We start from the raw sequence: 22,006 nt of genomic DNA on the forward strand, positions 1-22,006 counted from the left end.
TTCTGGTCATTCGCCGGCTCTCCTGAAACCAGCCTATACCGGAATCCATATGCAGTGCCTAGGTTTTGTTGCTGAATGACCTGATAACGCGCCGACATGGCCCCGCAGCGCCGAACCATCGGGTGCGATTGGTTCGCAAACGAGAAGCGCCGCCGATCATGCAATCGGCGGCGCCATAATCTCTATGCAACCAGAGTTATTCGTCGCTGGCTGCAGCCGGCTCGGCGGCGGGCGCTTCGGCGGCCGATACTTCACGCGTCTTGGCACGGGCTTCACGCGCGTCGCGCTTTTCCTTGTTGTCGCGGCGCTTGGCCGCCAGGATCAGCACGCGGTCCAGCTCGGTCTGGCTGCAGATGCCGAGATACACGGGATCGCGCGGCTTGATGTTGGCATGATTGGGATGCGTGTGGTTCTTCACGCGATCGATCGTCGCCTTGGTGGTGCCGAGCAGCTTCTGCACCTGCGCGGTCGGCACTTCCGGATGATACTTCAGCAGCCAGGCGATGGCGTCGGGACGATCCTGGCGCTTCGACACCGGCGTATACTTGGCGCCCTTGGTCTTCTGACGCTGCAGCGGCACGCTGGGAGCCAGCAAGCGCAGGTCGGCGGAGGCATCGGCTTCCACGCGCTCGATCTCGCCGGCGGCAAGCTGGCCATTGGCGACCGGGTCGAGGCCGACGATGCCGACCGCCACTTCGCCATCGGCAATGCCCTTCACTTCCAGCGGATGCAGGCCGCAGAACCGGCCGATCTGGTCGAAGGTCAGCTTCGTGTTGTCGATCAGCCACACGGCAGTGGCTTTCGGCATCAACGGCAACGCCATGGGTAAATCCTCATCATGCGGGAGCCGCGTCCCGGGTCTTCAGGGCGGCCCGTCCCGCGGGGCTTAAACTGGAAAATCGGGCGTAATATAGTGCATCGGACGGGGGGTGCAACCGCCCGACGCCTGCTAAGTCGTTGTTTTTAATTAGATCGTCAGCAAAACTTTGCCGACATGGTCGCCATGGTCGATCCGGGCATGGGCCTGGGCCGCCTGATCCAGCGGAAACCGGCTGTCGATGATGGCCTTCAGGCGGCCATCGGCAAAGGCCGGCCAGACTTTCTCCTCGAGCGCCCGGGCGATGGCGGCCTTGAAGGCCACCGGCCGGGGCCGCAGCGTCGAACCGGTGACGGTCAGGCGGCGGCGCATCAGCACGCTCAGGTCGCCTTCGCCCTTCGGCCCGCCCTGTACGGCGATCAGCACCAGGCGGCCGTCCTCGGCCAGGCTTTTGATGTTGGGGGCGAAATACTTGCCGCCGACCATGTCGAGGATGACATCGACGCCCTGGCCGCCGGTCAGCTCGGCGATGCGGGCGGCGAAATCCTCGGTCTTGTAGTTGATCGCCTTCTCGGCACCGATGCTTTCGCAGAAGCGGCATTTCTCGTCGGTGCCGGCGGTGACGAAGATGCGTTTCGCACCCAGCAGTTTCGCCAGCTGAATCGCCGCAACGCCGATGCCCGAGGCGCCGCCATGGATCAGGATGCTTTCCCCGGCCTGCAAGCGGCCGCGATCGGCAATATTCGTCCACACGGTGAACCAGTTTTCCGGCAGGGCCGCGGCTTCAGCCATATCGAGGCCGGTGGGCACCGGCAGGCATTGTTCGGCCGGCGCGATGCAGTAGGTGGCGTAACCGCCGCCGGCGACCAGCGCGCAGACCTTGTCGCCCAGCTTCCATCTCTGAACGCCATCTCCAACAGCAGCGATCTCGCCGGCCACTTCCAGGCCGGGATAGTCCGGCGCACCGGGCGGCGGCGGATACATGCCGGCGCGCTGCAGCACATCGGGGCGATTGACGCCGGCGGCATGGACCTTGATCAGCACTTCGCCTTCTGCCGGTTGTGGCACGGCGCGCTGGGCGGGCTTCAGCACTTCCGGCCCGCCAGGCTGGCTGATTTCGACAATGGTCATTTGCTGCGGCAACATGGTTTTCTCCGTATGGCGACCACTGATCTAACGGCCGGCCGGCCCTGCGGCAAGGCGGCAGGTTTCGCTTTATCGGCGGTTGCCCGGGCGAATAGAATGCGGCCGATGCGATGGACGGGAGGCCGGCATGGACTGGGATGAAGCACAGACGCGCAAACCGGCGCTGCCGAAATTCGATGTCATGTCGATCGAGGACCTGGAAAGCCGTATCGCCGATCTGGAAGCCGAGATCGTCACCATCCGGGGCGTGATCAAGCAGAAACAGGCCGCACGCGGCGCAGCGGATACCTTTTTCAAGAAGTGAGACCGTCTCCTTCGTTGCGGTTCATTCGGCTTCGCTGCCGTTCGTTCGTCTTCGTTTTGCTTCGCTGGCCTTCGTTTCGCTTCGTCCGTGTTCATTGCGGCTCGGGTTGGTCTGCGAGCTCACTGAAAATATGAACATAATAAGAACACTTTAAAGGTTTAAAGTCAAGAGCGCTCCAATATCGCGACAAATGACGAAAATTGTCATATGTCAAAATAGCTCAGCGTGCCCGAACAGTTCTCAGGATCATGTCGACGGCGGCCAACGCACGGTCGCGCCATACAGTCTTATCCAGTTCCCCGGCCAGGCGGGGGTCATGGAACCGGCTCATCAGGTCGTCGAGGCTCTGGGCCAGCTTGTCCGCCGGGTCGCTGCGGAAGGCGCCGGCCGTGGTGCCTTCGGCCAGCAGCCCGGCCAGGTGGCGCCGGATATGGCTGCGATGCTGCAGCAGGATGGCGCGCCGGGTCTGGACGACCTCTTCCAGGACTTCGACCAGGCAGGGGTCGGACAGGTAACGCCTTGTATTTTCAGCATCCATCAGCAGGAAGGCATGCAGGCGGGCGGCGGGGCTGCGGCCATGATCGCGGGCAATCTCGGCCAGGCGGGTCTCGTCTTCGGCCAGCCAGTGGGTCGCCAGCGCCGCCACGATGGCGCGCTTGTTCTGGTAATGCCGGTAGACCGCGGTGCGGGCGATGCCGGCCTCGGCGGCGATATCCTCGATCCGGGTGCGCTTGCCGCCGATCCGGCGGAAACAGACGAGCGCCGCGTCCAGCAGGCGGTCCTGCACGGGCCCGGCCAGCGGCTCGGCAGCCTCCTGGGGCAGGGCCTGTGACACAGAAGCGGAATTTGTCATGGCGGCGACCATACAGGATCGCGGCGGCTTCACGAAATCTTAAGTGCGCCCGGCCATACTGGCCTCAGTCAGATTTAGTTCGGTCATAGTTTCCTCCCTGTTGTTAGCGACTCAAACAGGCCGCCGAGCTGCTTCGGCGGCCTCTTTTTGCGCGCCTGAAACACTTCGTTACATCGTCTTGACTTGGCGTCGGCCGGCATGGATTAATCGACGCCGTTTCGAGGTTTGAGGTTGTATTGTCGGGTCGCCCGGTCCCAATGCGGATAAGGCGGCCCGCTTTTTTGGCCAGACGCATAAAAACCACCGGGAGGCCCATCATGCTGGAACCGAAATTCCTGCGGTTCGACACCCTCAGCCTGCATGCCGGCCAGCAGCCGGACCCGACGACTGGCGCCCGCGCGGTGCCGATCTACCAAACCACCTCTTATGTCTTCCGCGATGCCGACCATGCAGCCGCGCTGTTCAACCTGGAGCGCGGCGGCCATATCTATTCGCGCATCTCCAATCCCACCGTCGCGGTGCTGGAAGAACGTCTGGCCGCACTGGAAGGCGGCGTCGGCGCCGTCTGCACCGCCTCGGGCCAGGCCGCGCTGCATCTCGCCATCGTCACGCTGATGGGACAGGGCGGCCATATCGTCGCCTCGCGCAACATCTATGGCGGCAGCTACAACATTCTCGTGCATACCCTGCCGCGTTTCGGCATCACAACGACCTTCGTTGACCCGCGCGATCACGCGGCCTGGAAGGCGGCGATCAAGCCGGAGACGCGACTGGTGTTCGGCGAGATCCTCGGCAATCCCGGCCTGGAAGTTCTGGATGTGCCGGCCGTGGCGAAGATCGCCCATGATGCCGGCCTGCCGCTGATGCTCGATTGCACCTTTGCCACGCCCTACCTGTTCAAGGGCTTCGAGCATGGCGCCGATCTGGTCATGCATTCGGCCACCAAATTCCTCGGCGGCCATGGCGTCGCCATCGGCGGCGCGCTGATCGATTCCGGCCGTTTCGACTGGGAAGCCTCGGGCAAGTTCCCGACTCTGACCGAGCCTTACGCCGGCTATCACGGCCTCGACTTCGCGGAAGAATTCGGCCCCGCGGCCTTCATCATGCGCGCGCGCGCCGAGGGCCTGCGCGATTTCGGCGCCTGCATGTCGCCCACCAACGCCTTCCATCTGCTGCAGGGCGTGGAGACGCTGCCCTTGCGCATGGCGCGCCATGTGGAGAACAGCCGCAAGGTGGTGGCCTTCCTCAAAAGCCATCCGGCCGTCGCCTGGGTCTCCTATCCCGAACTGGAAGAACATCCCGATCATGCGCTGGCCAAGACGCTGCTGCCGCGCGGCAGCGGCGCGGTGTTCAGCTTCGGCGTCAAGGGCGGGCGCGAAGCCGGCCGTGCGCTGATCGAGACGCTGCAGGTGTTTTCGCATCTGGCCAATGTCGGCGATGCCAAGTCGCTGGTGATTCATCCGGCCAGCACCACCCATCAGCAGATGAGCGCGGCTGAACTCAAGGCGGCCGGCATCGGCGAGGAGCTGGTGCGCCTGTCGGTTGGCCTGGAAGATTCACAGGATCTGATCGACGACCTGAACCAGGCCCTGCGCGCGTCGCAGAAGGTCGTCAAAGCCGCCGCAGAATAAGGCGAGGGGAAACGTACGATGTGGCTCGACGTCGCGGGCAAGAAGATATTCGCCGCCACCGGTGGCAAGGATTTCGACAAGACCAAGCCCACCGTGGTGTTCCTGCACGGCAATGCCTGCGACCATACGGTCTGGGCGATGCAGACGCGCTGGTTCGCCTATCATGGCTATTCGGTGCTGGCGCTTGATCTGCCGGGCAATGGCCGCTCGGAAGGGCCGATGCCAGACAGTGTTGGTGCCTTCGCCGACTGGCTGCCGCAGCTGCTGGATGCGGCCGGCGTACAGCAGGCTTCACTGGTCGGGCATTCGATGGGCGCGCTGATCGCACTGGAGACGGCGGCCAAGCATCCGGCACGCGTGAGCCGGATCTCGCTGCTCGGCTTCGGCTATCCGATGGCGGTCAATCCCGAACTGCAGGCGCTGGCCGACAGTGGCGTTTACACGACCGTCGAATTGATGAACGACTGGATGATCGCCAAGAAAAACCAGATGGGCGGCAACAAGGTGCCGGGCTCGTATCTGCTGGGTGGCAGCATCCGCCTGATCGACCGCGCGCCACGCAATGTGCTGGCGCTGGGCTTTCGCGTCTGCAACGGCTATGACACCGGCAAGCAGGCGGTCGCCGCCACCACTGTCCCGGCCCAGATCATCGCGGGCGAGCGTGACCAGATGACGCCGCTGCGCGCCGCGCGCGGCTGGGCGAAAGAATTTAAAGACGGCCGCATCGACGTGTTGCCGGGCTGCGGCCATATGATGATGGGCGAACGCCCCGATGAAACACTGGATGCCCTGAAGGGCTTTATTGCCGGTTGAGTGAATGACAAAAGCATCTGAACAGCGCCTGTATCTGATCACGCCGCCGGCCATTGAGCCGGCAGTCTTCGCGGAAGACCTGAAAAAGGCGCTGGATGCCGGCGACGTCGCCTGTCTGCAACTGCGCCTGAAGGATGGCGAGCAGACGGCCTCCGACAATACCTTCCGCCGCGCGACCGAAGCCCTGCTGCCGGTCTGTCACGAGTACGATGTCGCGCTGCTGATCAACGACCGGCCCGATCTGGCCATCAAGTTCGGTGCGGACGGCGTGCATGTCGGCCAGGACGACGCACCCTATGAAGAAGCGCGCCGCATCCTCGGACCCGACCGCATTGTCGGCGTCACCTGTCACAACTCCCGCCATCTGGCGATGGAAGCTGCCGAAGCCGGCGCCGATTACGTCGCCTTCGGGGCCTTCTTTGCCACCGAAACCAAGCAGCCCAAGACCCGGGCCGAACCCGACCTGATCGACTGGTGGGCCGGCCTGATGGAAGTCCCCTGCGTCGCCATCGGCGGCATCACGGTGGAGAACTGCGGCCCCCTGATCGAGGCCGGCGCCGACTTTCTGGCGGTTTCGGCGGGCGTCTGGCGCCACCCGGAGGGCCCGGCCGCGGCCGTGAAAGCCTTCCATGGGGCGATTGCCAAGCACGGGAAGCGCTGATAGGTTCCGCGGCCTTTCCCAAACGAGCATTTCCATGGCCCTGCGATCCGCTTTGATCAATGCGATGGCGAACGCGGCGCGCAAAGCGCAGCGCAGCCTGATCCGCGATTTCAATGAAGTCGAGCACCTGCAGGTCTCGAAGAAGGGCCCGGCTGACTTCGTGTCGGCCGCCGACCGCAAGGCCGAGAAGATCCTGCAGCAGGAACTGGCCAAGGTGCGGCCCGATTTCGGCTTCATCATGGAAGAGGGCGGCCGTATCGAGGCCAAGGACGGCAAGAGCTACTGGGTCATCGATCCGCTGGACGGCACCACCAATTTCCTGCACGGCATTCCGCATTTCGCCATCTCGGTCGGCGTGGTCCGCGAAGATGAAATCATCGCCGGCATCGTGCTGGACGTCGTGCGCGACGAACTGTTCTGGGCCGAGAAGGGCGCGGGCGCCTATATCAACGAACGCCGCATTCGTGTTTCGGCGCGCCGCAAGCTGCCCGAGGCCGTGTTCGGCACCGGCATCCCGTTCCATGGCAAGCCGGGCCATGAACCCTTCCTCAAGGAAGTGACCGCCGTGATGGCCGAGGTGGCCGGCATCCGCCGCATGGGCGCGGCCGCACTGGACCTGGCTTATGTGGCCGCCGGTCGCTTCGACGGCTTCTGGGAAACCGGCCTGCAGCCCTGGGATATCGCGGCCGGCATCGTTCTGGTGCGCGAGGCCGGCGGCACGGTGACAGATTTTGCCGGCGGCGAGAAAATGCTGGAGACCGGCCGGATCATCGCAGCCAACGACGTGCTGCACGGGCCGCTCAGCAAGCTCGTCAAGGCGTAAACGGCACCGCACAATAGGGTGTTTCCTTGCCGCGCCGAGGAGTAGCCGGGTTGTCCGGCACGCCCGCCTCCGCTATCGTTCCCGCCGTATCCGGGGTTAGGGGGAATATTCCGATGGCCGCCAAGCCGCTTCCGCTATCGCTCGCTGCCGTCTGGCTGGCGACCGGTCTGGCCCTGCCTGTGCAGGCACAGACAATAATCGGCAGCGGCAATGTGCAGATCAATCTGCAGGCCCTCGATCAGCTCAGCGGCAGCCGCGGCAGCGGGGCTGCGAATGTGCCGCTGCTCGGCGCCACCGGAGCCCGCGGCGTACCGGCCATGGGCCGTCAGCCGCTGTTGAATCCCGAACCCGCCGGCCCGGCACCATTGCTTGGTGAAACCGGTCGTCCGAGCGCTGCGGCCAAGCCGCGTGCGGCCCGGGTGGCCGGCGCCCGCCAGACTCCGGCCAAGGCCGCCGCTGCCGCGGCGCCGGCTCCTGTTGTGGCGGCGCTGCCGTCTCCGGCGCCGGCCCCGGTTCAGCCGCAGGTCGCGCCCGGCACGCCCATGCCCGTGATGCCGGCCCCGCAGGCCACCGCCCCGGCACCGACCCCGGCTCCGACCCCCGTGCTCCCTGCTCCGGCCGCGCCGGCCCCGGCTGCATCGGCACCCGTCGCCCCAGCTCCCGCTCCGGCTCCGATGCCGGCTCCCCAGGCTGCAGCACCGGCGCCTGCTCCGGCTCCGGCGCCCCAGGTGGCCGCCGCGCCGGTTGCGCCGCGGCCGGCCCCCAGCGTCCAGGCCGGGGTGGTCACCATTCCCTTCGCCAACGGTCAGGGCGACCTGCCGGCCGGCGACCTGGCCGCGCTGGATGCGCTGGCCCGTCAGTATGCCAATGGCGAAGATCGCCTGCAGGTGCGTGCCTATGCCGCCAACAGTGCCGGCGATGGCGGCAGCGGCGCGCGGCGCCTGTCGCTGACCCGGGCCCTGGCGGTGCGGCAGTATCTGATCGATCGTGGCATCCGTTCGACCCGCATCGATGTGCGCGCGCTTGGCGCGCCTGCCGAAGGGATGGCGGATCGTGTCGAGGTCGCCGCCGTCGGACGTTAAGGTTTTGCGATGCCGGATTTCACCGCGATCCTGCGGTTGATCCGGCCATGCGGCCTAAGCGATCATTCCAGAACCATACGATTGATTCGCGGTATGCGGCGCTTTCCGGCCGCGCGCCGTGAAAATGCCGTATTCCAACTTTACGGCAGACGCGGAAGGGTGATCGCATGACCAAGCCGGGCCGTTTCCTGTTTCGCATGATGCTGTTTCTCGTCGCCGTGGGCGTCGTGATCGCGCTGCTGCACAACACCTTGCTGCGCGCCTTCATGGCCAATCTGGCGCTGAACAGCCTGATCGTTTTCGTGCTGGTGGTCGGCATCCTCTATGCCTTCCGCCAGGTCTGGATCATCGGCCAGGAAGCCAGCTGGGTCGAAGCCTGGCAGCTGGCGCAGCGTGGCACCGGCGCCGGAAAGATCGGCGAGCCGTCCAGCCTGCTGGCACCGCTGTCGCGCATGCTGGCCAATCGCGGGCCGCGCGGATCGCTGTCGGCGGCGGCAACGCGGGCGCTGCTCGATTCCGTCGGCTCACGCCTGGATGAATCACGCGACATCTCGCGCTACTTCATCGGCCTGATGGTGTTCCTGGGCCTGCTCGGCACTTTCTGGGGCCTGCTCGAAACCATCAACGGCGTCAGCGACACCATCAACGGCCTGTCGCTCAACGCCAGCGAAGACATCAATGTGATGTTCAGCAAGCTGAAGGGCGGCCTGGAAGCGCCACTGACCGGCATGGGTCTGGCTTTCTCGGCCTCCATGCTCGGCCTTGCCGGCTCGCTGGTGCTGGGCTTCCTCGACCTGCAGGCCGGTCAGGCGCAGAACCGCTTCTATAACGACCTGGAAGAATGGCTGGCCGGCTTCACCCGCGTCGGCGGCGGCGCGGTGATGGAAGGCGAGCAGTCGGTGCCGGCCTATGTGCAGGCGCTGCTGGAGCAAACGGCCGACAGCCTGGACAACCTGCAGCGCACCATGGCGCGCGGTGAGGATAATCGCGGCCAGAGCAGCGCGGCGCTGCTGCAGCTGAACGAAAAGCTGAGCCTGCTGACCGAGCAGATGCGGGCCGAGCAGGGCCTGCTGCTGAAACTGACCGAACACCAGATCGAGATGAAGCCGATCATGGCCAAGCTGGCGCAGGGCACGGAAAGCGGCGGTTTCGATTCCGCCAGCCGCGGGCATCTGCGCAATATCGATATCCTGCTCAGCCGGATGCTCGACGATGCGGCCCAGGGCCGCGCCAAGCTGGTCGACGAGATGCGCGCCGAGATCAAGCTGCTGTCGCGCACGATTGCCGCCTCTGCCGATACCCAGCGGCGGGGCTGATTGAGCCATGGCGCTCAGCCGCAGGCGCAACGATCATCAGAGCGCGGGCCCCTGGCCCGGCTATGTCGATGTGCTGTCGACCCTGCTGATGGTGATCGTCTTTGTGCTGGCGGTGTTCATGCTGGTGCAGTTCTTTCTCGCCAATGCGATTTCCGGCCGCGACAAGGCGATCGATGGCTTGCGCAGCGAACTGGCCGGCCTGGTCGATCAGCTCTCGCTGGAAAAGCGCAACAACGCGCAGCTGCGGCTCGACCTGAGCGGCCTGCAGGCGACCCTGAGCAGCGCCAATGCCGAGCGCGACCAGCTCGCCGCCGTGTTGGCCGACAGCCAGGCGCGCGCCGACGAGGCCGAGAAAAAGCTCACCGAACAGCAGCAGATCGTGATCGACCTGCAGGGCAAGCTGGTGTCGAATACCGGCCAGCTGGACCAGGAAAAGCGTCTGACCAGTGAGGCGCGCAGCCAGGTCGACCTGCTGAATCGTCAGCTGATGGCGTTGCGCGAACAGATGGCGCAGATCGAGCGCATCCTGAAGGAAAGCGAAGAGAAGGATAAGGCCAACCAGGCGCAGGTCAGCGATCTGGGCCGGCGCCTGAATGCCGCGCTGGCGCGCAAGGTGGATGAGCTGACCAACTATCGGTCCGAGTTCTTCGGGCGCCTGCGGCAGGCGCTGGGCAACCGCCGCGATGTCCAGATCGTCGGCGACCGCTTCGTCTTCCAGTCGGAGGTGCTGTTCGATTCCGGCGCCGCCGAGCTCAAGCCCGAGGGCCGCGAGCAGATCGCGCGCCTGGCCAAGACCCTGATCGAGATCAGCGACAAGATTCCGAAGGATCTGCCCTGGGTGCTGCGTGTCGACGGCCATACCGACAAGCAGCCGATCAATACGGCGCAGTTCCCGTCGAACTGGGAGCTGTCGGCGGCGCGCGCCATTTCGGTGGTGAAGTTCCTGGCCTCGCAGGGGGTGCCGGTCGAGCGTCTGGCCGCCACCGGCTTCGGCGAGTTCCAGCCGCTGGATGCGCGCGACGACCAGATCGCCTTCCGCCGCAACCGCCGTATCGAACTGAAGCTGACCGAAAGATAGCCCGGTGTTCGAAGAAGCGTTTCTTAAAGTGGGCGAGCGCCTGGGAGCCCTGCAGGCGAAGGCGATTTTCGCTCTGGCGGCTGCGATCCTGGCGCTGGCCGTCACCGTCGCGGGCGGCGTCTATGTCTGGCTGTCGCCGCTCTCGCTCTGCCGCCAGCAGACCACGCAGCTCTATTTCGGCACCCATATCAACGAGCATGGCAATATCGCCCATGTCACCGAGGGCGAATGGAAAGGCTTCGTCGAGAGCGCGATCGTCTCGCGTTTCCCTGACGGTTTCACCATTCACGACGGCCATGGCTTTTACCGCTCGGCCCGTGACGGCAATACAGTGCGGGAACCGGCCTATATCCTGACCGTGGCGCATGGCGGCAGCCGGGAGAGCAGTGGCCGCCTGACCGAGATAGCGACTGATTATAAACTCCGCTTCAAGCAGGAAAGCGTGCTGCGCGTCGACCAGTGCGGCGCCTATCGCTTCTAGCTGCCGATCTCGCGGAACTGCGCGCCATCCAGCTGACAATCCATGATGGTGGGCTGGAAGATGGCGCCGATCAACAGGCGGCCGTCATATTGCACGGCGGTGCTGGCGCCTGACAGGAGCGTGCCGGGATCGCCGAAGGCCTGCATGGTATGCACGGCACCGCGCGGATCGCGGCTCAGGCGCAGCACCATGCTGGGGCTTTCCTTCTCGGCATTCATGGCGTGGCCGATGAAGGCGAAGGCGTTGGGATGGGCTGCAACCCAGAGGTCGCCATTGCGGTCGCGCCGGATATTGTCGGCTCCGCCGGGCAGGGTCATGCTGCCATTGCGCAGCAGCATGCCGGTGCTGGGTTCGCGGGTGAATGACAGCATCATGCGCCACAGGGTGGACCCGACCAGCACCGTGCTGCCATCGGCCGTGATCTCGACACCATTGGCCATGGCGATGTCCTCGGCCACCACGCGGGCGCCGCGGCCATCGTGATAGACCACGGTGGAGCGGGCCAGCTGCAGCAGGTTTTCCACCATATGCATCCAGCCCGGTCCCGGGCCACGGTCGTTGGTCAGGTAGAAAGCCTCCGGCCCGGCCGCGGCAATGCCGTTCGGATGCACGAACAGGTCGCTGGAAACGCTGCCGCGATGACGCAGCACCGGCGCCGCACCGGCCGCCGTGAACTGCAGCGTGAAGATTTCCACCGTATGCTTTTCCGCACTGCGGTGATTGATGACATGCAGGAACAGCTGTCCGTCGGCGGCTGCGAACAGGCTGATGCCATGCGGATGGAAGGGCAGGCTGGCCGGCGTTTCCAGTTTGACAAAGCGGCCCGGCCGGCTGCTCAGGTCGTAGAGGTAGAGCGCGCCCGGCGCGTCGCGCTCGCGGCGGTCCTGGCTGGAGACGATGGCGCCGCTGCCATTGGGCAGCATGGCCATGTCTTCGGGGCCCGGCGGGGCCTCAACGGCGATGCACTGTCCGGCGGTGAAGGCCTTGGCGCTGCGATACGCGCCGCCCATCCAGATCGTGTAGCCGATATAGACGAGCAATCCGGCAAGGCCGAACTTCCACCAGAACCGCATCAGGCGGCCGGGCAGTGGCTTGTCGTCGCGGCGTCTACGCGGCATCGGCCGTTCCGTTCATGAACTGCAGGCGGGCGAGGCGGGCATAGAGGCCGTCTTCCGCCATCAGGCTGTCATGGCGGCCGGCAGCCACGATGCGGCCATGGTCCATCACCACGATGCGGTCGGCCTTCTGTACGGTGGCGAGCCGATGGGCGATCACCAGCGTGGTGCGGCCCTGCATCAGACGCTCGAGCGCGGTCTGCACCTTGCGCTCGGACTCGGCGTCCAGCGACGAGGTCGCTTCGTCCAGCAGCAGCACCGGCGGGTCACGCAGCAGGGCGCGGGCGATGGCGATACGCTGCCGCTGGCCGCCGGACAGTCGCACGCCGCGTTCACCCAAATAGGTGTCGTAACCCTGCGGCAGGCTCTGGATGAAGCCATGCGCTGCCGCGGCTTCGGCGGCGGCCTGCACCTCGGCATCGCTGGCTTCCGGGCGGCCGTAGCGGATATTCTCGGCCACGCTGGCACCGAAGATCGCCGGCTCTTGGGCAACCAGGCCGATATGGCGACGTAGCGCCACCGGATCGAGCTGGGCAATGTCGATGCCGTCGAAGCGGATGGTGCCGGATTCCGGGTCGTAGAAACGCAGCAGCAGCTGGAACAGCGTGGTCTTGCCGGCGCCCGAGGGGCCGACGATCGCCACGGTTTCTCCGGCGGCGATATCGAGGCTCAGGCCATCCACGGCTGTGGTATCGGGTCGTGCCGGATAGCGGAAGCGCAGTTGGTCGAATTGCAGTTGGCCCGCCGGAATAGCCGGCAGGTGTAGCGGCGTCGCGGGCGCCTGCACGCTGGGCTCCGTGGCCAGCAGTTGCATCAGGCGTTCCGCGGCACCGGCGGCGCGCTGCACGTCGCCCCAGACTTCCGAGAGCGAACCGACTGAGGATGCACCGATCACGGCATAGAAGACAAAGGCGCTCAACTCGCCGCCCGACATCTCGCCGGCAAACACCGCCTTGCCACCGATCCACATCACGGCATTCACCGCGCCGAAGACCAGCAGCATCACCAGCGCCGTAAGCCAGGCACGGGCGCGGATGCGGCGCACCGCGGTGCCAAAAGCGGCCTCGGCATTGGCAGAGAAGCGCGCTGTTTCGCGCGCCTCATAGGTATAGGCCTGCACCGTGGTGATGGCGTTCAGGGTCTCGCCAGCCTGGGCCGAAAGGTCGGCAATGCGATCCTGGCTTTCGCGCGACAGTTTGCGCAGGCGACGACCGAGAATGATGATCGGCAGCACCACCAGCGGAATGACCAGCGCGACCAGCAGGGTCAGCCGGGGCGAGGTGATTGTCAGCAGCACGGCACTGCCCAGGAACAACAGCAGGTTACGCAGGGCGACCGAGATGGAAGAGCCGACCAGGGTCTGGATCAGTTCGGTATCGGTCGTCAGCCGCGACAGCACCTCGCCGGTACGAGTGGATTCGAAGAATACCGGGCTGAGCTTCAGCACATGGGCATAGACGGCACGGCGGATATCGGCGACCACGCGCTCGCCCAGCCAGGTCACGCAGTAGAAGCGCGCAAAAGTGGCGACGGCCAGCACGGCCACCACGCCGAACAACGCGCCGAAATACAGGTCGAGATAGGTGCCGTTACCATGGCCGAAGCCGACATCGATGACACGGCGGATCGCCTGGCCGATACCCAGCACGGCGGCGGCAGCCACGATCAGCGCCACTGCCGCGCCGGCCGCCATCCAGCGATAGGGGGCGACGAAGCGGAACACGGCTCCCAGCGCATTCAGGCTGGGGCGTTTTTGATCGGGCGACATGGCGTCAGACGGCATCGACTCTGGCTTTGCTTGGAATCCCGGCCGGTTATAGCGGTCGCACCGCCCTGCCACAACGCGATGGCTGAACACGGTTTCAGGATGCCCCGGTGGTCGACGCATGCACTTGTATGATCATGATATGATCTTTTAATTTTCTATTGGTGTTCTATGATAACAGGCAGGCATGAAGACGGGGGAACGCATGCGTGCGCTGGCAATGATTGCAGTGATGGCATTGGTATCGGCGGGGTGTGTCACGACGGGACAACCGGCCGCAGTGGTGCCGCTGATCGAGGCGAAACCGGTGACCTTGCCTGGCGGCGAGGTGATCGTGCCGCGCGGAGTTGCCAATGGCACGACCAGCGAGCCGATCCTGCAACTGACCCACCTTCAGTTCGACATGCCGCGCGGCAAGGAAATGAGCAGTAGCGCCGGAGGATTATGCACCTCCGGACTGACGACGAACTACCATGATGGAAACCGGGCGGTGCCGCGTCCGCGCGAATGGCAGCAGACATTCCAGAAGGTGATGAGCGGGCATGGCTATCGTGTGCCCGGCGGCAGTGACGTGATGTTTCCCACGCCAGAGGCAGACAGCATTGATCTGCAGATCGGTGGAAGCATTACGGATTACTTCTATGTATATCGCTGGACCTGCGAAGTGATAAGCGGCCGGCCTACAGGCGTGCGCGACAGCGTCAGGATGAAAATCGACTGGCAGGTTTTCGATCCGGTCAAACGTCTGGTGATCGGCCGCTGGAGCGATGAGGGGGTATATGAATCGGACACCGTGCTGCCGTTCGACCTGAAGCTGCCGGTGCAACTGGCCTTTGCCGATGCGGTCAACAAGCTGGCGGCCAGTCCGCAATTGCGCGATCTCGTTGCACAGCGTCCGCTGGCTCTGTCCAGCACTCGCAAAAACGAGCCGGAGGCTGCTCGGCGCGTACTGTTGCGCCAGCCGATCTTCACGCAGGGGATCGATGCAAAAGTCGATCATATCCGCAGCGCCACCGTGCTGATCGAAACCGGCGGCGGCGGCCATGGCTCGGGCTTTCTGGTGTCGGCCGATGGTCTGATCGTCACCAACAATCATGTGGTTCGCGCCGAACGGTTTGTCCGCGTGCGTTTGCTGTCGGGACAGACGGTCACCGGCGAAGTGCTGTACCGGCATGAGACCCGTGACGTTGCGCTGGTGAAGATCGAAGGCAGCCAGTTTCCGGTCCTGCCGGTGCGGGAAACCCCGGTGCGGGTGACGGAGGAGGTCTATGCGATCGGCGCGCCGCGGTCCCGGCAGCTTGGCTGGACCGTGACGCGCGGTGTGGTCAGCGCCTTACGGCCGGCGCGGCGGGGACAGGCTCATGACCTGATCCAGGCCGATGTCGGAACCCATGGCGGCAACAGCGGCGGTCCACTGGTCGACCGGCAGGGCAATCTGGTCGGGATCAGCGTGGCCGGATATGGCAGCGACAATATCGGCCTGAACTTGTTCATTCCCATCCTGGATGGCCTGGACAAGCTCGGACTCGACCTGGTGGATCAGGCGGAATACGACCGGCGTCGTCGGGCAGCTGGAGGGACCTGATTAAGATTTTGTTTTTCAATGATTTATTATTGAATGTCGGCGACCGGGTCTTCGGGCTTGCAGGGGGGGCCGGTTCTGGCTATAACGCCGGCCCATTGAGGAATTTGCGGGCTTTCCGTGCGTGAGGGCCTAGGAGCACTGTCATGAAGACCGATATCCATCCCGATTACCACGAGATCAAGGTGCAGATGACGGACGGCACCGTCTATGCCACCCGTTCGACCTGGGGCAAGCCGGGCGACACCCTGATGCTCGATATCGATTCGACCTCGCATCCGGCCTGGACCGGCGGTCCGGCGCGTCTGAACGAAGCTGGCGGCCAGGTCGCCAAGTTCAAGAAGCGCTTCGGCAGCTTCGGCCTGAAGAAGTAAGTCGTACTCTGATTGTCTGCCGGGCTGCCAAGCCCGGTCTTAAAGGCGGCCCGGGAAACACCCGTGGCCGCCTTTTTTATTGTCGAGCCCGCTATCGCATGTGTTTCATTAACCAAGACCGGGTTACCCCTGTCTGGACGACATACGCCAAACCGCTGTTCAACGAGCCGCGCCCGCCCTATGGCCCAGGTCTACCAGTCCGCATCGATCAAGCTCGGCAACGAGGTCATCACGGTGATCTACGTGTCCTATTCGGCAATTGCGACGGATGAGATGGCGGCGCGGTCGCTGGGGGCCATGAAGCCGCTGTTCAAGAATTCCACCTTGGTCCTGGCGGCCCAGGGTCCCAGCCTGGCGCCTGAATTTGTCGGGCCCAAACATGTGGTCGATGTTCTGCGCGGCCGGTCGCTGGCAGAATTCAAATGGTACCCGATTTCCATCGGGTGACCGGTTGGCCGCCAGCCGACATTTGTCGTCGGAAAAATTATCCCCCCTCTTGAAGGTGATTTGATCGCTTCCTAACTGTCTGGCGTGCCGGATGCTCGATCGAGGTCCGGCCGTCACGGCGGCCCGGCGATATCGCGGGAATGCCTCCTGCCTTATAGCGGGCCGCGCAAACGACTCATCGCTTGAAGGAGGATGACTCATGCGTGCTTTCGATCTTTCCCCCCTGCTGCGTTCCAGCATCGGTTTCGACCAGGTGAACCGCCTGTTCGAGCTTGCCAACCGGGCCGATGAAGCGGCAACCAGCTATCCCCCGTACAATATCGAGAAACGTGGCGAAGACGCCTATCGCATTACCATGGCGGTGGCCGGTTTCAGCCAGGATGAACTCGATATCACGGTGAAGGAGAACAGCCTGATCGTTACCGGCAAGGCGGTCGAGCAGCCGTCGAACGAGGGCGAGCAGATTTCCTATCTGCACCGTGGCATCGCGCGCCGCGCCTTCGAGCGCCGCTTCGAGCTGGCCGATACCGTGAAGGTGGTGGGCGCCGAGTTGAAGGACGGCCTGCTGCATGTCGCACTCAAGCGCGAGATCCCCGAGGCCAAGAAGCCGCGCCAGATCCAGATCAATACGGCCGCTAACAGCGGCACCTTGGGCGGCACGGTGATCGAGGCGCAGCCGAAAGCGGCTTAATGGGCCACGTAACGGTTCAGGTCTGCATCTCTTGAAAAGAAAACGGCCCCGGTCGCGAGACCGGGGCCGTTCGTGTTTCGCGAGGAGGAGGCGGCAGTTACGCAGCCTTGAATTCGCCTTCCAGCTTGGCTTCGTACTTGCCCAGTGCGGCCAGGCCGTTCAGGCGGGCACGATGCAGGTAGCCCTTCTGCGCATTCGGCACATTGGCGGTCTTGCCGCCCCAGAGCTTGAGCGGGAAGGCCTGCAGGGCGCGGCCGTAGGAGAAGGTCAGCGCCCAGGGCAGGTTCGGGTGGCGGGCGTTCATGGCACCCAGATGGGCCGAGGCCAGCTCGTCGGACTGGCCGCCCGAGAGGAAGGCGATGCCCGGCACGGCCGACGGCACGCAGCGCTTCAGCACCTGCACGGTGGCGTCGGCGACTTCGTCGATGCTGGCGGTCTTCTTGCTGCTCTCGCCCTGGATCACCATGCCCGGCTTCAGGATGATGCCTTCCAGCGCCACGTTATGGATCGCCAGATATTCGAACACCGTATGCAGCGTGCGCTCGGTGGCGGCGAAGCTGGTGGCCAGATCATGGTCGCCGTCCATCAGGATTTCCGGTTCGACGATCGGCACGATGCCATTGGCCTGGCAGATGCCGGCATAGCGCGCCAGCGCCTCGGCATTGGCGACCAGGGCCTGGCGGCTCGGCTTGCCATTGGCGATGTTCAGCACCGCGCGCCACTTGGCGAAGCGGGCGCCGAGCTGGTGGTATTCGGCCATGCGCTTGCCCAGGCCATCGAGGCCCTCGGTGATCTTCTCGTCCTGGCTGCCGATCAGGGTCTGCACGCCCTTGTCGACCTTGATGCCCGGAATGATGCCGCGCTTGTTCAGGATGTCGACCAGCGGCGTGCCGTCCTTGCCCTTCTGGCGCAGCGTCTCGTCATAGAGGATGACGCCGGAGATGTATTTCTCGGCGCCATCGGTGGTGAACAGCATCTCGCGGTAATCGCGGCGGTTCTCTTCCGTCGACGGCACGTTGATGCTGGCGAGGCGCTTTTCGATCGTGCTGGTGCTTTCGTCGGCGGCGAGGATACCCTTGCCCGGCGCGACCATCGCAACGGCGATCTTGTTGAGGTCCTTGAGGTTCATTGTGTCAGCTCCCGATACGTCTGAAGTCGAGGTCGTTGTAACGAAAAATCCGGCCCGCTGTTAATCGGGCCGGATTTTATCACGCAATCACTTGGCGGCCACTGCAATGGGGGCGGAGAGAGCCGCCACACCCGGCAGGGGCTTGCCTTCCAGCCATTCCAGGAAGGCGCCGCCAGCCGTGGATACATAGGAAAACTCTTCCGCCACGCCGGCATGACGCAGGGCGGCGACTGTGTCACCGCCGCCAGCCACGCTGAGCAGGCGACCGGATGCGGTCAGCGCCGCTGCCGTGCGCGCCACCGTCACCGTGCCGGCATCGAAGGGCGGCGTCTCGAAGGCGCCAAGCGGGCCATTCCAGACCAATGTTTTGCAATCGGCCAGGATGGTGCCCAGGCGGGCCGCGGCCACCGGACCGATATCCAGGATCATCTGGTCGGCCGGCACGCGTTCGGCCGGTACCACCTTGCTGGGGGCGCCCTGCCGGAACTCACGCGCGACCACCACGTCATCGGGCAGGATGATGGCGCAGCCCCGCGTCACGGCATCGCGCAGGATGTCACGGGCGGTGTCGGCGAGGTTCTTCTCGCACAGGCTGGAACCGACTTCACGGCCCTGGGCGAACAGGAAGGTGTTCGCCATGCCGCCGCCGATGATGATCTTGTCGACTTTGCCCAGCAGGTTGCCGAGCAACTCCAGCTTGGTGGAAACCTTGGCGCCGCCGATCACGGCGGCAACCGGCTTCTCGGGCTGTTCGAGCGCGGCCTGCAGATGCTTCAGCTCCACTTCCATGTTGCGGCCGGCATAGGCCGGCAGCAGATGCGCCAGCGCCTCGGTCGAGACATGGGCGCGATGGGCGCAGGAGAAGGCGTCGTTGACGTAGATGTCGCCCAGCTCGGCCATCTGCCTGGCCAGCGCCGGATCGTTCTTTTCTTCACCGGCATGGAAGCGGGTGTTTTCCAGCAGAACGACGCCGCCGGGCTTCAGTTTGGCGATCGCAGCCTTGGCCGGCTCGCCGACGCAGTCCTCGGCGAACGGGATCGAAGAGCCGAGCGCGGTGGCGAGCGCGGCCGCCACCGGCTTGAGCGACATTTCCGGCACCGGCTTGCCGTCCGGACGGCCGAAATGCGACAGCACGACAACCTTGGCACCCTTGCGCGAGAGTTCGTGCAGGGTGGGCAGGATGCGGCTGATGCGCAGATCGTCGGTGATCTTGCCGTCCTTCATCGGGACGTTCAGATCGACCCGCGTCAGGACGGTCTTGCCGGCGACGTTGACGTCATCGAGGGTGCGAAATTCCGGCATGCTCGGCGCCCGCTCAGAGCTTGGCCATCGCAACCGCAGTGTCGGACATGCGGTTGGAGAAGCCCCACTCGTTGTCGTACCACGACACCACGCGCACCAGATTGCCGTCCATGACCGTGGTCTGCTTCAGGTCGAAGGTCGAGCTGGCCGGGCTGTGGTTGAAGTCGCTGGAGACCAGCGGCTGGTCGTTGACGTCGAGGATGCCCTTGAGCTGGTTGCCGGCGGCGCGCTTGATCGCCTCGTTGATCTCTTCGGCCGTGGTGTTCTTCTTCGAGATGAACTTGAAGTCGATCAGCGAGACATTCGGGGTCGGCACGCGGATCGACGAGCCGTCCAGCTTGCCCTTCAGGTTGGGCAGCACCAGGCCGACGGCCTTGGCGGCGCCGGTGGTGGTCGGGATCATGGAGAGCGCCGCCGCACGGCCGCGGTAGAGATCCTTGTGCATGGTATCCAGCGTCGGCTGGTCGCCGGTATAGGCATGGATCGTGGTCATGTAGCCCTTCTCGATGCCGACTGCGGCGTCGAGGACGAAGGCGACCGGCGCCAGGCAGTTGGTGGTGCAGGAAGCATTCGAGACGATGGTGTGCTCGGGCTTGAGCTGGTCGTGGTTCACGCCGTAGACGACGGTGAGGTCGGCATTGGTGGCGGGGGCCGAGACCAGCACCTTGCGGGCGCCGGCGGTGAGGTGCAGCGCGGCCTTTTCCTTGTCGGTGAAGATGCCGGTGCATTCCAGCGCGATGTCGACCTTCAGTTCCTTCCACGGCAGCTTGGCCGGGTCGCGCTCGGCGCTCACCTTGATCGGGCCGCGGCCCACATCGATGCTGTCGCCGTTGACGGTGACCGTGCCGTTGAAGCGGCCATGCACGCTGTCATAGCGGAACAGATGGGCGTTGGTTTCCACCGGGCCCAGATCGTTGATGCCAACAACTTCGATATCCGTGCGGCCGCTCTCGATGATGGCGCGCAGCACATTGCGGCCGATGCGGCCGAAACCGTTAATCGCAACCCGAACCGTCATTTTTCTGGTCTCCGTGGGATGGCGTGACGAGGGGCGGGCTGGTGGCCCGGAACCACTCTTTTTTCGGGGCTCGGTTTACCGTCTTTGAGCCTGAGTCGCAAGGCGAGCACGGCTTGGTCACGGCGCGAAAATCCACCTGAAACGGGGAAAATCCCGCATTGGCCTGTCATGGCGTAAAAATCGGTCATGGCCGGTTTCTCATCAGCCCGAAGGGCAGCGGGGTCCACCAGCCGGTCGGCAGGCCGGCGGCGCGAAGTCCGGCGCCGATCCACTCGTTGCAGGTGCGAAGGGGGCTGTAGCGGCCAACGGCCTCGTAAAAGGCGTCGTTGGCACCGAACCCGGCCTCGCGAAGCTGCTGGGGCCGCCCGTCCGGGGCGGGGCTGAAGCCGGCGCGGATATAGGCGGCCAGGGCATGATACTGCAGCGAATCGACGTCGATCTGCCGGACCTGAGGGGATGCCCTATCCGGTTGCCCGATCCGCATGACATGCATGGCGGCAGGACCCCGGCCCAGCAGGGCGGCCAGGGCAAGATCGGGGCGGAAATCGATCGGCCGGCGGGTTGCCAGGTAAAAGTCCCGGTCGCCCCAGCCGAAGGCGATGTAATCCCCCTCGGCGCTGCGTGCTGCCTGTCCGCTCGCGGCCGGTCTCTCGCCCGCCAGCCATTCGTCCCAGTCGACCGTGCCCTGCCGGACCGGCAGGGCCAGCCAGACATGCCAGCCATTTGAAACCAGATAGACCGGTATCCGCGGCTGGCCGGCCATGGGCTCGCGATGCGGTGCCGACAGCAGCCCGAAGCCCAGGACGGCCAGGGCGTAGAAGGCTGGCACGGCAATCACCAGCAGGCTGAGCCAGAGGGCAAGGCGGCGGAAGGGGCGCATGACGGGTCTTGTGCCTGTCAATTGTGGCGACAATTCAGCGCGCCTGCCGGCGCGGCTGCGGCCGATAAGGCCTTGGCGGAATGACGCTTCTTTGGCTAAGATCGGGGGAACGAGTGGGGTTTCTGAAATAAAGCCGTGCCGGCAGGGGCGGTCATCCGGGGGATCAAGACGATGCGTTATTCCGCGTGTTGGGGTGTTGCGGTCAGCTTTGCGGTGGCCGCGCTGGCCATTTTTTCGGCACCTGCCGCATACAGCAAGGATGGCGATGACCCGTCCTTCCTGGCGTTCAGCGCCGGTTATCATGACATCAACGACGACCACGATGCCTTTGAAGGCCGGGTCGAATATCGCCACGGCGACAAGTTCTGGATTTTCAAACCCTTCATTGGCGTGATGGGCACCAGCGACCAGGCCGTATACGGTTATGCCGGTGTGCTGGTCGATCTGTATATGGGCCGCCGCTGGGTACTGACGCCGAGCTTTGCGCCAGGCGTGTATCGCGAAGGCGATGGCAAGGATCTGGGCGGCGCCATCGAATTCAAGTCGCAGCTGGAAATCAGCTATCGCTTCGATAACCGCTCGCGGCTGGGCCTCGGCATCAGCCATATGTCGAATGCCAGCATCTATAAAAGCAATCCCGGCACCGAGACGCTCTTCCTGACCTACGCCATGCCGCTCGGCGGCAAGTGATTCGGTAC

23 protein-coding genes are annotated in these 22,006 nt (G+C 64.6%); 14 read left to right on the forward strand and 9 right to left on the reverse strand.

Annotation, left to right across the window (positions count from 1 at the left end; all coding sequences use genetic code 11):
- Nucleotides 1-196: 196 nt before the first annotated feature.
- Together AC1ROB_RS08435 and AC1ROB_RS08440 are read right to left on the reverse strand one after the other, a co-directional pair.
- Nucleotides 197-823, reverse strand: a complete 627-nt coding sequence (locus AC1ROB_RS08435; protein ID WP_492971641.1) for a cell cycle transcriptional regulator TrcR — start codon at nucleotides 821-823, stop codon at nucleotides 197-199.
- A gap of 144 nt (nucleotides 824-967) precedes the next feature.
- Nucleotides 968-1,963 (reverse strand): NAD(P)H-quinone oxidoreductase, encoded by a 996-nt coding sequence (locus AC1ROB_RS08440; protein ID WP_492971640.1) that lies wholly within the window; start codon nucleotides 1,961-1,963, stop codon nucleotides 968-970.
- Nucleotides 1,964-2,090: 127 nt separating this feature from the next.
- On the opposite strand from AC1ROB_RS08440, the gene AC1ROB_RS08445 reads away from it, so the two are divergent.
- Nucleotides 2,091-2,267: a DUF1192 family protein gene (locus AC1ROB_RS08445; protein WP_492971639.1), complete on the forward strand. Its 177-nt coding sequence runs from the start codon at nucleotides 2,091-2,093 to the stop codon at nucleotides 2,265-2,267.
- A gap of 220 nt (nucleotides 2,268-2,487) precedes the next feature.
- Here AC1ROB_RS08445 and AC1ROB_RS08450 read toward each other — a convergent pair whose 3' ends face one another.
- Complete coding sequence (locus tag AC1ROB_RS08450; RefSeq protein ID WP_492971637.1) at nucleotides 2,488-3,120, reverse strand: TetR/AcrR family transcriptional regulator; 633 nt, start codon at nucleotides 3,118-3,120, stop codon at nucleotides 2,488-2,490.
- 317 nt (nucleotides 3,121-3,437) lie between these two features.
- On the opposite strand from AC1ROB_RS08450, the gene AC1ROB_RS08455 reads away from it, so the two are divergent.
- The 8 genes from AC1ROB_RS08455 (at nucleotide 3,438) to AC1ROB_RS08490 (ending at nucleotide 11,005) form a co-directional block, all read left to right on the forward strand.
- Entirely contained in the window at nucleotides 3,438-4,751 is a 1,314-nt protein-coding gene (locus tag AC1ROB_RS08455) for an O-acetylhomoserine aminocarboxypropyltransferase (protein ID WP_492971636.1), read from the forward strand.
- Nucleotides 4,752-4,769: 18 nt separating this feature from the next.
- Nucleotides 4,770-5,564 (forward strand): alpha/beta fold hydrolase, encoded by a 795-nt coding sequence (locus AC1ROB_RS08460; protein WP_492971635.1) that lies wholly within the window; start codon nucleotides 4,770-4,772, stop codon nucleotides 5,562-5,564.
- A gap of 4 nt (nucleotides 5,565-5,568) precedes the next feature.
- Nucleotides 5,569-6,225 carry a thiamine phosphate synthase gene (thiE, locus tag AC1ROB_RS08465; RefSeq protein WP_492971634.1) on the forward strand — a complete coding sequence of 219 codons (657 nt, stop codon included), beginning with the start codon at nucleotides 5,569-5,571 and terminating at the stop codon, nucleotides 6,223-6,225.
- A 34-nt stretch (nucleotides 6,226-6,259) separates the two neighbouring features.
- Nucleotides 6,260-7,048, forward strand: a complete 789-nt coding sequence (locus tag AC1ROB_RS08470) for an inositol monophosphatase family protein (protein ID WP_492971633.1) — start codon at nucleotides 6,260-6,262, stop codon at nucleotides 7,046-7,048.
- A gap of 113 nt (nucleotides 7,049-7,161) precedes the next feature.
- A complete protein-coding gene (locus tag AC1ROB_RS08475) occupies nucleotides 7,162-8,130 on the forward strand; it encodes an OmpA family protein (RefSeq protein WP_492971632.1) in 969 nt (322 codons plus the stop codon).
- Between the two features lie 167 nt (nucleotides 8,131-8,297).
- Nucleotides 8,298-9,446 carry a flagellar motor protein MotA gene (locus AC1ROB_RS08480; protein WP_492971631.1) on the forward strand — a complete coding sequence of 383 codons (1,149 nt, stop codon included), beginning with the start codon at nucleotides 8,298-8,300 and terminating at the stop codon, nucleotides 9,444-9,446.
- Between the two features lie 7 nt (nucleotides 9,447-9,453).
- A complete protein-coding gene (locus tag AC1ROB_RS08485) occupies nucleotides 9,454-10,524 on the forward strand; it encodes a peptidoglycan -binding protein (RefSeq protein ID WP_492971630.1) in 1,071 nt (356 codons plus the stop codon).
- A gap of 4 nt (nucleotides 10,525-10,528) precedes the next feature.
- Nucleotides 10,529-11,005, forward strand: a complete 477-nt coding sequence (locus tag AC1ROB_RS08490; RefSeq protein ID WP_492971629.1) for a DUF3574 domain-containing protein — start codon at nucleotides 10,529-10,531, stop codon at nucleotides 11,003-11,005.
- Here AC1ROB_RS08490 and AC1ROB_RS08495 read toward each other — a convergent pair.
- Nucleotides 11,002-12,123: a hypothetical protein gene (locus AC1ROB_RS08495; RefSeq protein ID WP_492971628.1), complete on the reverse strand. Its 1,122-nt coding sequence runs from the start codon at nucleotides 12,121-12,123 to the stop codon at nucleotides 11,002-11,004. The two genes, AC1ROB_RS08490 and AC1ROB_RS08495, sit on opposite strands and share 4 nt — an antisense overlap.
- Entirely contained in the window at nucleotides 12,113-13,888 is a 1,776-nt protein-coding gene (locus AC1ROB_RS08500) for an ABC transporter transmembrane domain-containing protein (protein WP_492971627.1), read from the reverse strand. Before AC1ROB_RS08500 ends, AC1ROB_RS08495 begins: the two co-directional genes overlap by 11 nt.
- A gap of 202 nt (nucleotides 13,889-14,090) precedes the next feature.
- Here AC1ROB_RS08500 and AC1ROB_RS08505 point away from each other — a divergent pair, with 202 nt between their 5' ends.
- The 4 genes from AC1ROB_RS08505 to AC1ROB_RS08520 all read left to right on the forward strand — a co-directional run bounded on the left by AC1ROB_RS08505 (nucleotide 14,091) and on the right by AC1ROB_RS08520 (nucleotide 16,979).
- Nucleotides 14,091-15,470: a S1C family serine protease gene (locus AC1ROB_RS08505; RefSeq protein ID WP_492971626.1), complete on the forward strand. Its 1,380-nt coding sequence runs from the start codon at nucleotides 14,091-14,093 to the stop codon at nucleotides 15,468-15,470.
- Between the two features lie 143 nt (nucleotides 15,471-15,613).
- Entirely contained in the window at nucleotides 15,614-15,841 is a 228-nt protein-coding gene (rpmE, locus tag AC1ROB_RS08510) for a 50S ribosomal protein L31 (protein ID WP_492971625.1), read from the forward strand.
- 63 nt (nucleotides 15,842-15,904) lie between these two features.
- Nucleotides 15,905-16,288, forward strand: a complete 384-nt coding sequence (locus tag AC1ROB_RS08515; protein ID WP_492971624.1) for a hypothetical protein — start codon at nucleotides 15,905-15,907, stop codon at nucleotides 16,286-16,288.
- A 199-nt stretch (nucleotides 16,289-16,487) separates the two neighbouring features.
- A complete protein-coding gene (locus AC1ROB_RS08520; RefSeq protein ID WP_492971623.1) occupies nucleotides 16,488-16,979 on the forward strand; it encodes an Hsp20 family protein in 492 nt (163 codons plus the stop codon).
- 97 nt (nucleotides 16,980-17,076) lie between these two features.
- On the opposite strand, the gene AC1ROB_RS08525 is transcribed toward AC1ROB_RS08520, so the two are convergent.
- The 4 genes from AC1ROB_RS08525 to AC1ROB_RS08540 all read right to left on the reverse strand — a co-directional run bounded on the left by AC1ROB_RS08525 (nucleotide 17,077) and on the right by AC1ROB_RS08540 (nucleotide 21,308).
- Nucleotides 17,077-18,108, reverse strand: a complete 1,032-nt coding sequence (locus AC1ROB_RS08525; RefSeq protein ID WP_492971622.1) for a class I fructose-bisphosphate aldolase — start codon at nucleotides 18,106-18,108, stop codon at nucleotides 17,077-17,079.
- Nucleotides 18,109-18,195: 87 nt separating this feature from the next.
- Complete coding sequence (locus tag AC1ROB_RS08530; RefSeq protein ID WP_492971621.1) at nucleotides 18,196-19,410, reverse strand: phosphoglycerate kinase; 1,215 nt, start codon at nucleotides 19,408-19,410, stop codon at nucleotides 18,196-18,198.
- A gap of 13 nt (nucleotides 19,411-19,423) precedes the next feature.
- Nucleotides 19,424-20,428 carry a type I glyceraldehyde-3-phosphate dehydrogenase gene (gene gap / locus AC1ROB_RS08535; RefSeq protein WP_492971620.1) on the reverse strand — a complete coding sequence of 335 codons (1,005 nt, stop codon included), beginning with the start codon at nucleotides 20,426-20,428 and terminating at the stop codon, nucleotides 19,424-19,426.
- 184 nt (nucleotides 20,429-20,612) lie between these two features.
- Nucleotides 20,613-21,308 carry a TIGR02117 family protein gene (locus AC1ROB_RS08540; protein WP_492971619.1) on the reverse strand — a complete coding sequence of 232 codons (696 nt, stop codon included), beginning with the start codon at nucleotides 21,306-21,308 and terminating at the stop codon, nucleotides 20,613-20,615.
- Between the two features lie 171 nt (nucleotides 21,309-21,479).
- Between AC1ROB_RS08540 and AC1ROB_RS08545 the strand changes: the two genes are divergently transcribed.
- The gene (locus AC1ROB_RS08545) at nucleotides 21,480-21,998 is read left to right on the forward strand and encodes an acyloxyacyl hydrolase (RefSeq protein WP_492971618.1); all 519 of its coding nucleotides are present in this window, start codon (nucleotides 21,480-21,482) and stop codon (nucleotides 21,996-21,998) included.
- Nucleotides 21,999-22,006: the final 8 nt, after the last annotated feature.

Source organism: Ferrovibrio sp. GW821-FHT12F09 (assembly GCF_058806775.1).

Bases quoted from the DNA above. Each gene is read 5' to 3' on its own strand.
- AC1ROB_RS08450 (WP_492971637.1), bottom strand. From the start codon at position 3,120: ATGACAAATTCCGCTTCTGTGTCACAGGCCCTGCCCCAGGAGGCTGCC.
- AC1ROB_RS08455 (WP_492971636.1), top strand. From the start codon at position 3,438: ATGCTGGAACCGAAATTCCTGCGGTTCGACACCCTCAGCCTGCATGCC.
- thiE (WP_492971634.1), top strand. From the start codon at position 5,569: ATGACAAAAGCATCTGAACAGCGCCTGTATCTGATCACGCCGCCGGCC.
- AC1ROB_RS08470 (WP_492971633.1), top strand. From the start codon at position 6,260: ATGGCCCTGCGATCCGCTTTGATCAATGCGATGGCGAACGCGGCGCGC.
- AC1ROB_RS08520 (WP_492971623.1), top strand. From the start codon at position 16,488: ATGCGTGCTTTCGATCTTTCCCCCCTGCTGCGTTCCAGCATCGGTTTC.
- AC1ROB_RS08500 (WP_492971627.1), bottom strand. From the start codon at position 13,888: ATGTCGCCCGATCAAAAACGCCCCAGCCTGAATGCGCTGGGAGCCGTG.
- AC1ROB_RS08505 (WP_492971626.1), top strand. From the start codon at position 14,091: ATGCGTGCGCTGGCAATGATTGCAGTGATGGCATTGGTATCGGCGGGG.
- AC1ROB_RS08485 (WP_492971630.1), top strand. From the start codon at position 9,454: ATGGCGCTCAGCCGCAGGCGCAACGATCATCAGAGCGCGGGCCCCTGG.
- AC1ROB_RS08495 (WP_492971628.1), bottom strand. From the start codon at position 12,123: ATGCCGCGTAGACGCCGCGACGACAAGCCACTGCCCGGCCGCCTGATG.
- rpmE (WP_492971625.1), top strand. From the start codon at position 15,614: ATGAAGACCGATATCCATCCCGATTACCACGAGATCAAGGTGCAGATG.
- AC1ROB_RS08445 (WP_492971639.1), top strand. From the start codon at position 2,091: ATGGACTGGGATGAAGCACAGACGCGCAAACCGGCGCTGCCGAAATTC.
- AC1ROB_RS08545 (WP_492971618.1), top strand. From the start codon at position 21,480: ATGCGTTATTCCGCGTGTTGGGGTGTTGCGGTCAGCTTTGCGGTGGCC.
- AC1ROB_RS08440 (WP_492971640.1), bottom strand. From the start codon at position 1,963: ATGTTGCCGCAGCAAATGACCATTGTCGAAATCAGCCAGCCTGGCGGG.
- gap (WP_492971620.1), bottom strand. From the start codon at position 20,428: ATGACGGTTCGGGTTGCGATTAACGGTTTCGGCCGCATCGGCCGCAAT.
- AC1ROB_RS08530 (WP_492971621.1), bottom strand. From the start codon at position 19,410: ATGCCGGAATTTCGCACCCTCGATGACGTCAACGTCGCCGGCAAGACC.
- AC1ROB_RS08475 (WP_492971632.1), top strand. From the start codon at position 7,162: ATGGCCGCCAAGCCGCTTCCGCTATCGCTCGCTGCCGTCTGGCTGGCG.
- AC1ROB_RS08435 (WP_492971641.1), bottom strand. From the start codon at position 823: ATGGCGTTGCCGTTGATGCCGAAAGCCACTGCCGTGTGGCTGATCGAC.
- AC1ROB_RS08460 (WP_492971635.1), top strand. From the start codon at position 4,770: ATGTGGCTCGACGTCGCGGGCAAGAAGATATTCGCCGCCACCGGTGGC.
- AC1ROB_RS08480 (WP_492971631.1), top strand. From the start codon at position 8,298: ATGACCAAGCCGGGCCGTTTCCTGTTTCGCATGATGCTGTTTCTCGTC.
- AC1ROB_RS08540 (WP_492971619.1), bottom strand. From the start codon at position 21,308: ATGCGCCCCTTCCGCCGCCTTGCCCTCTGGCTCAGCCTGCTGGTGATT.
- AC1ROB_RS08525 (WP_492971622.1), bottom strand. From the start codon at position 18,108: ATGAACCTCAAGGACCTCAACAAGATCGCCGTTGCGATGGTCGCGCCG.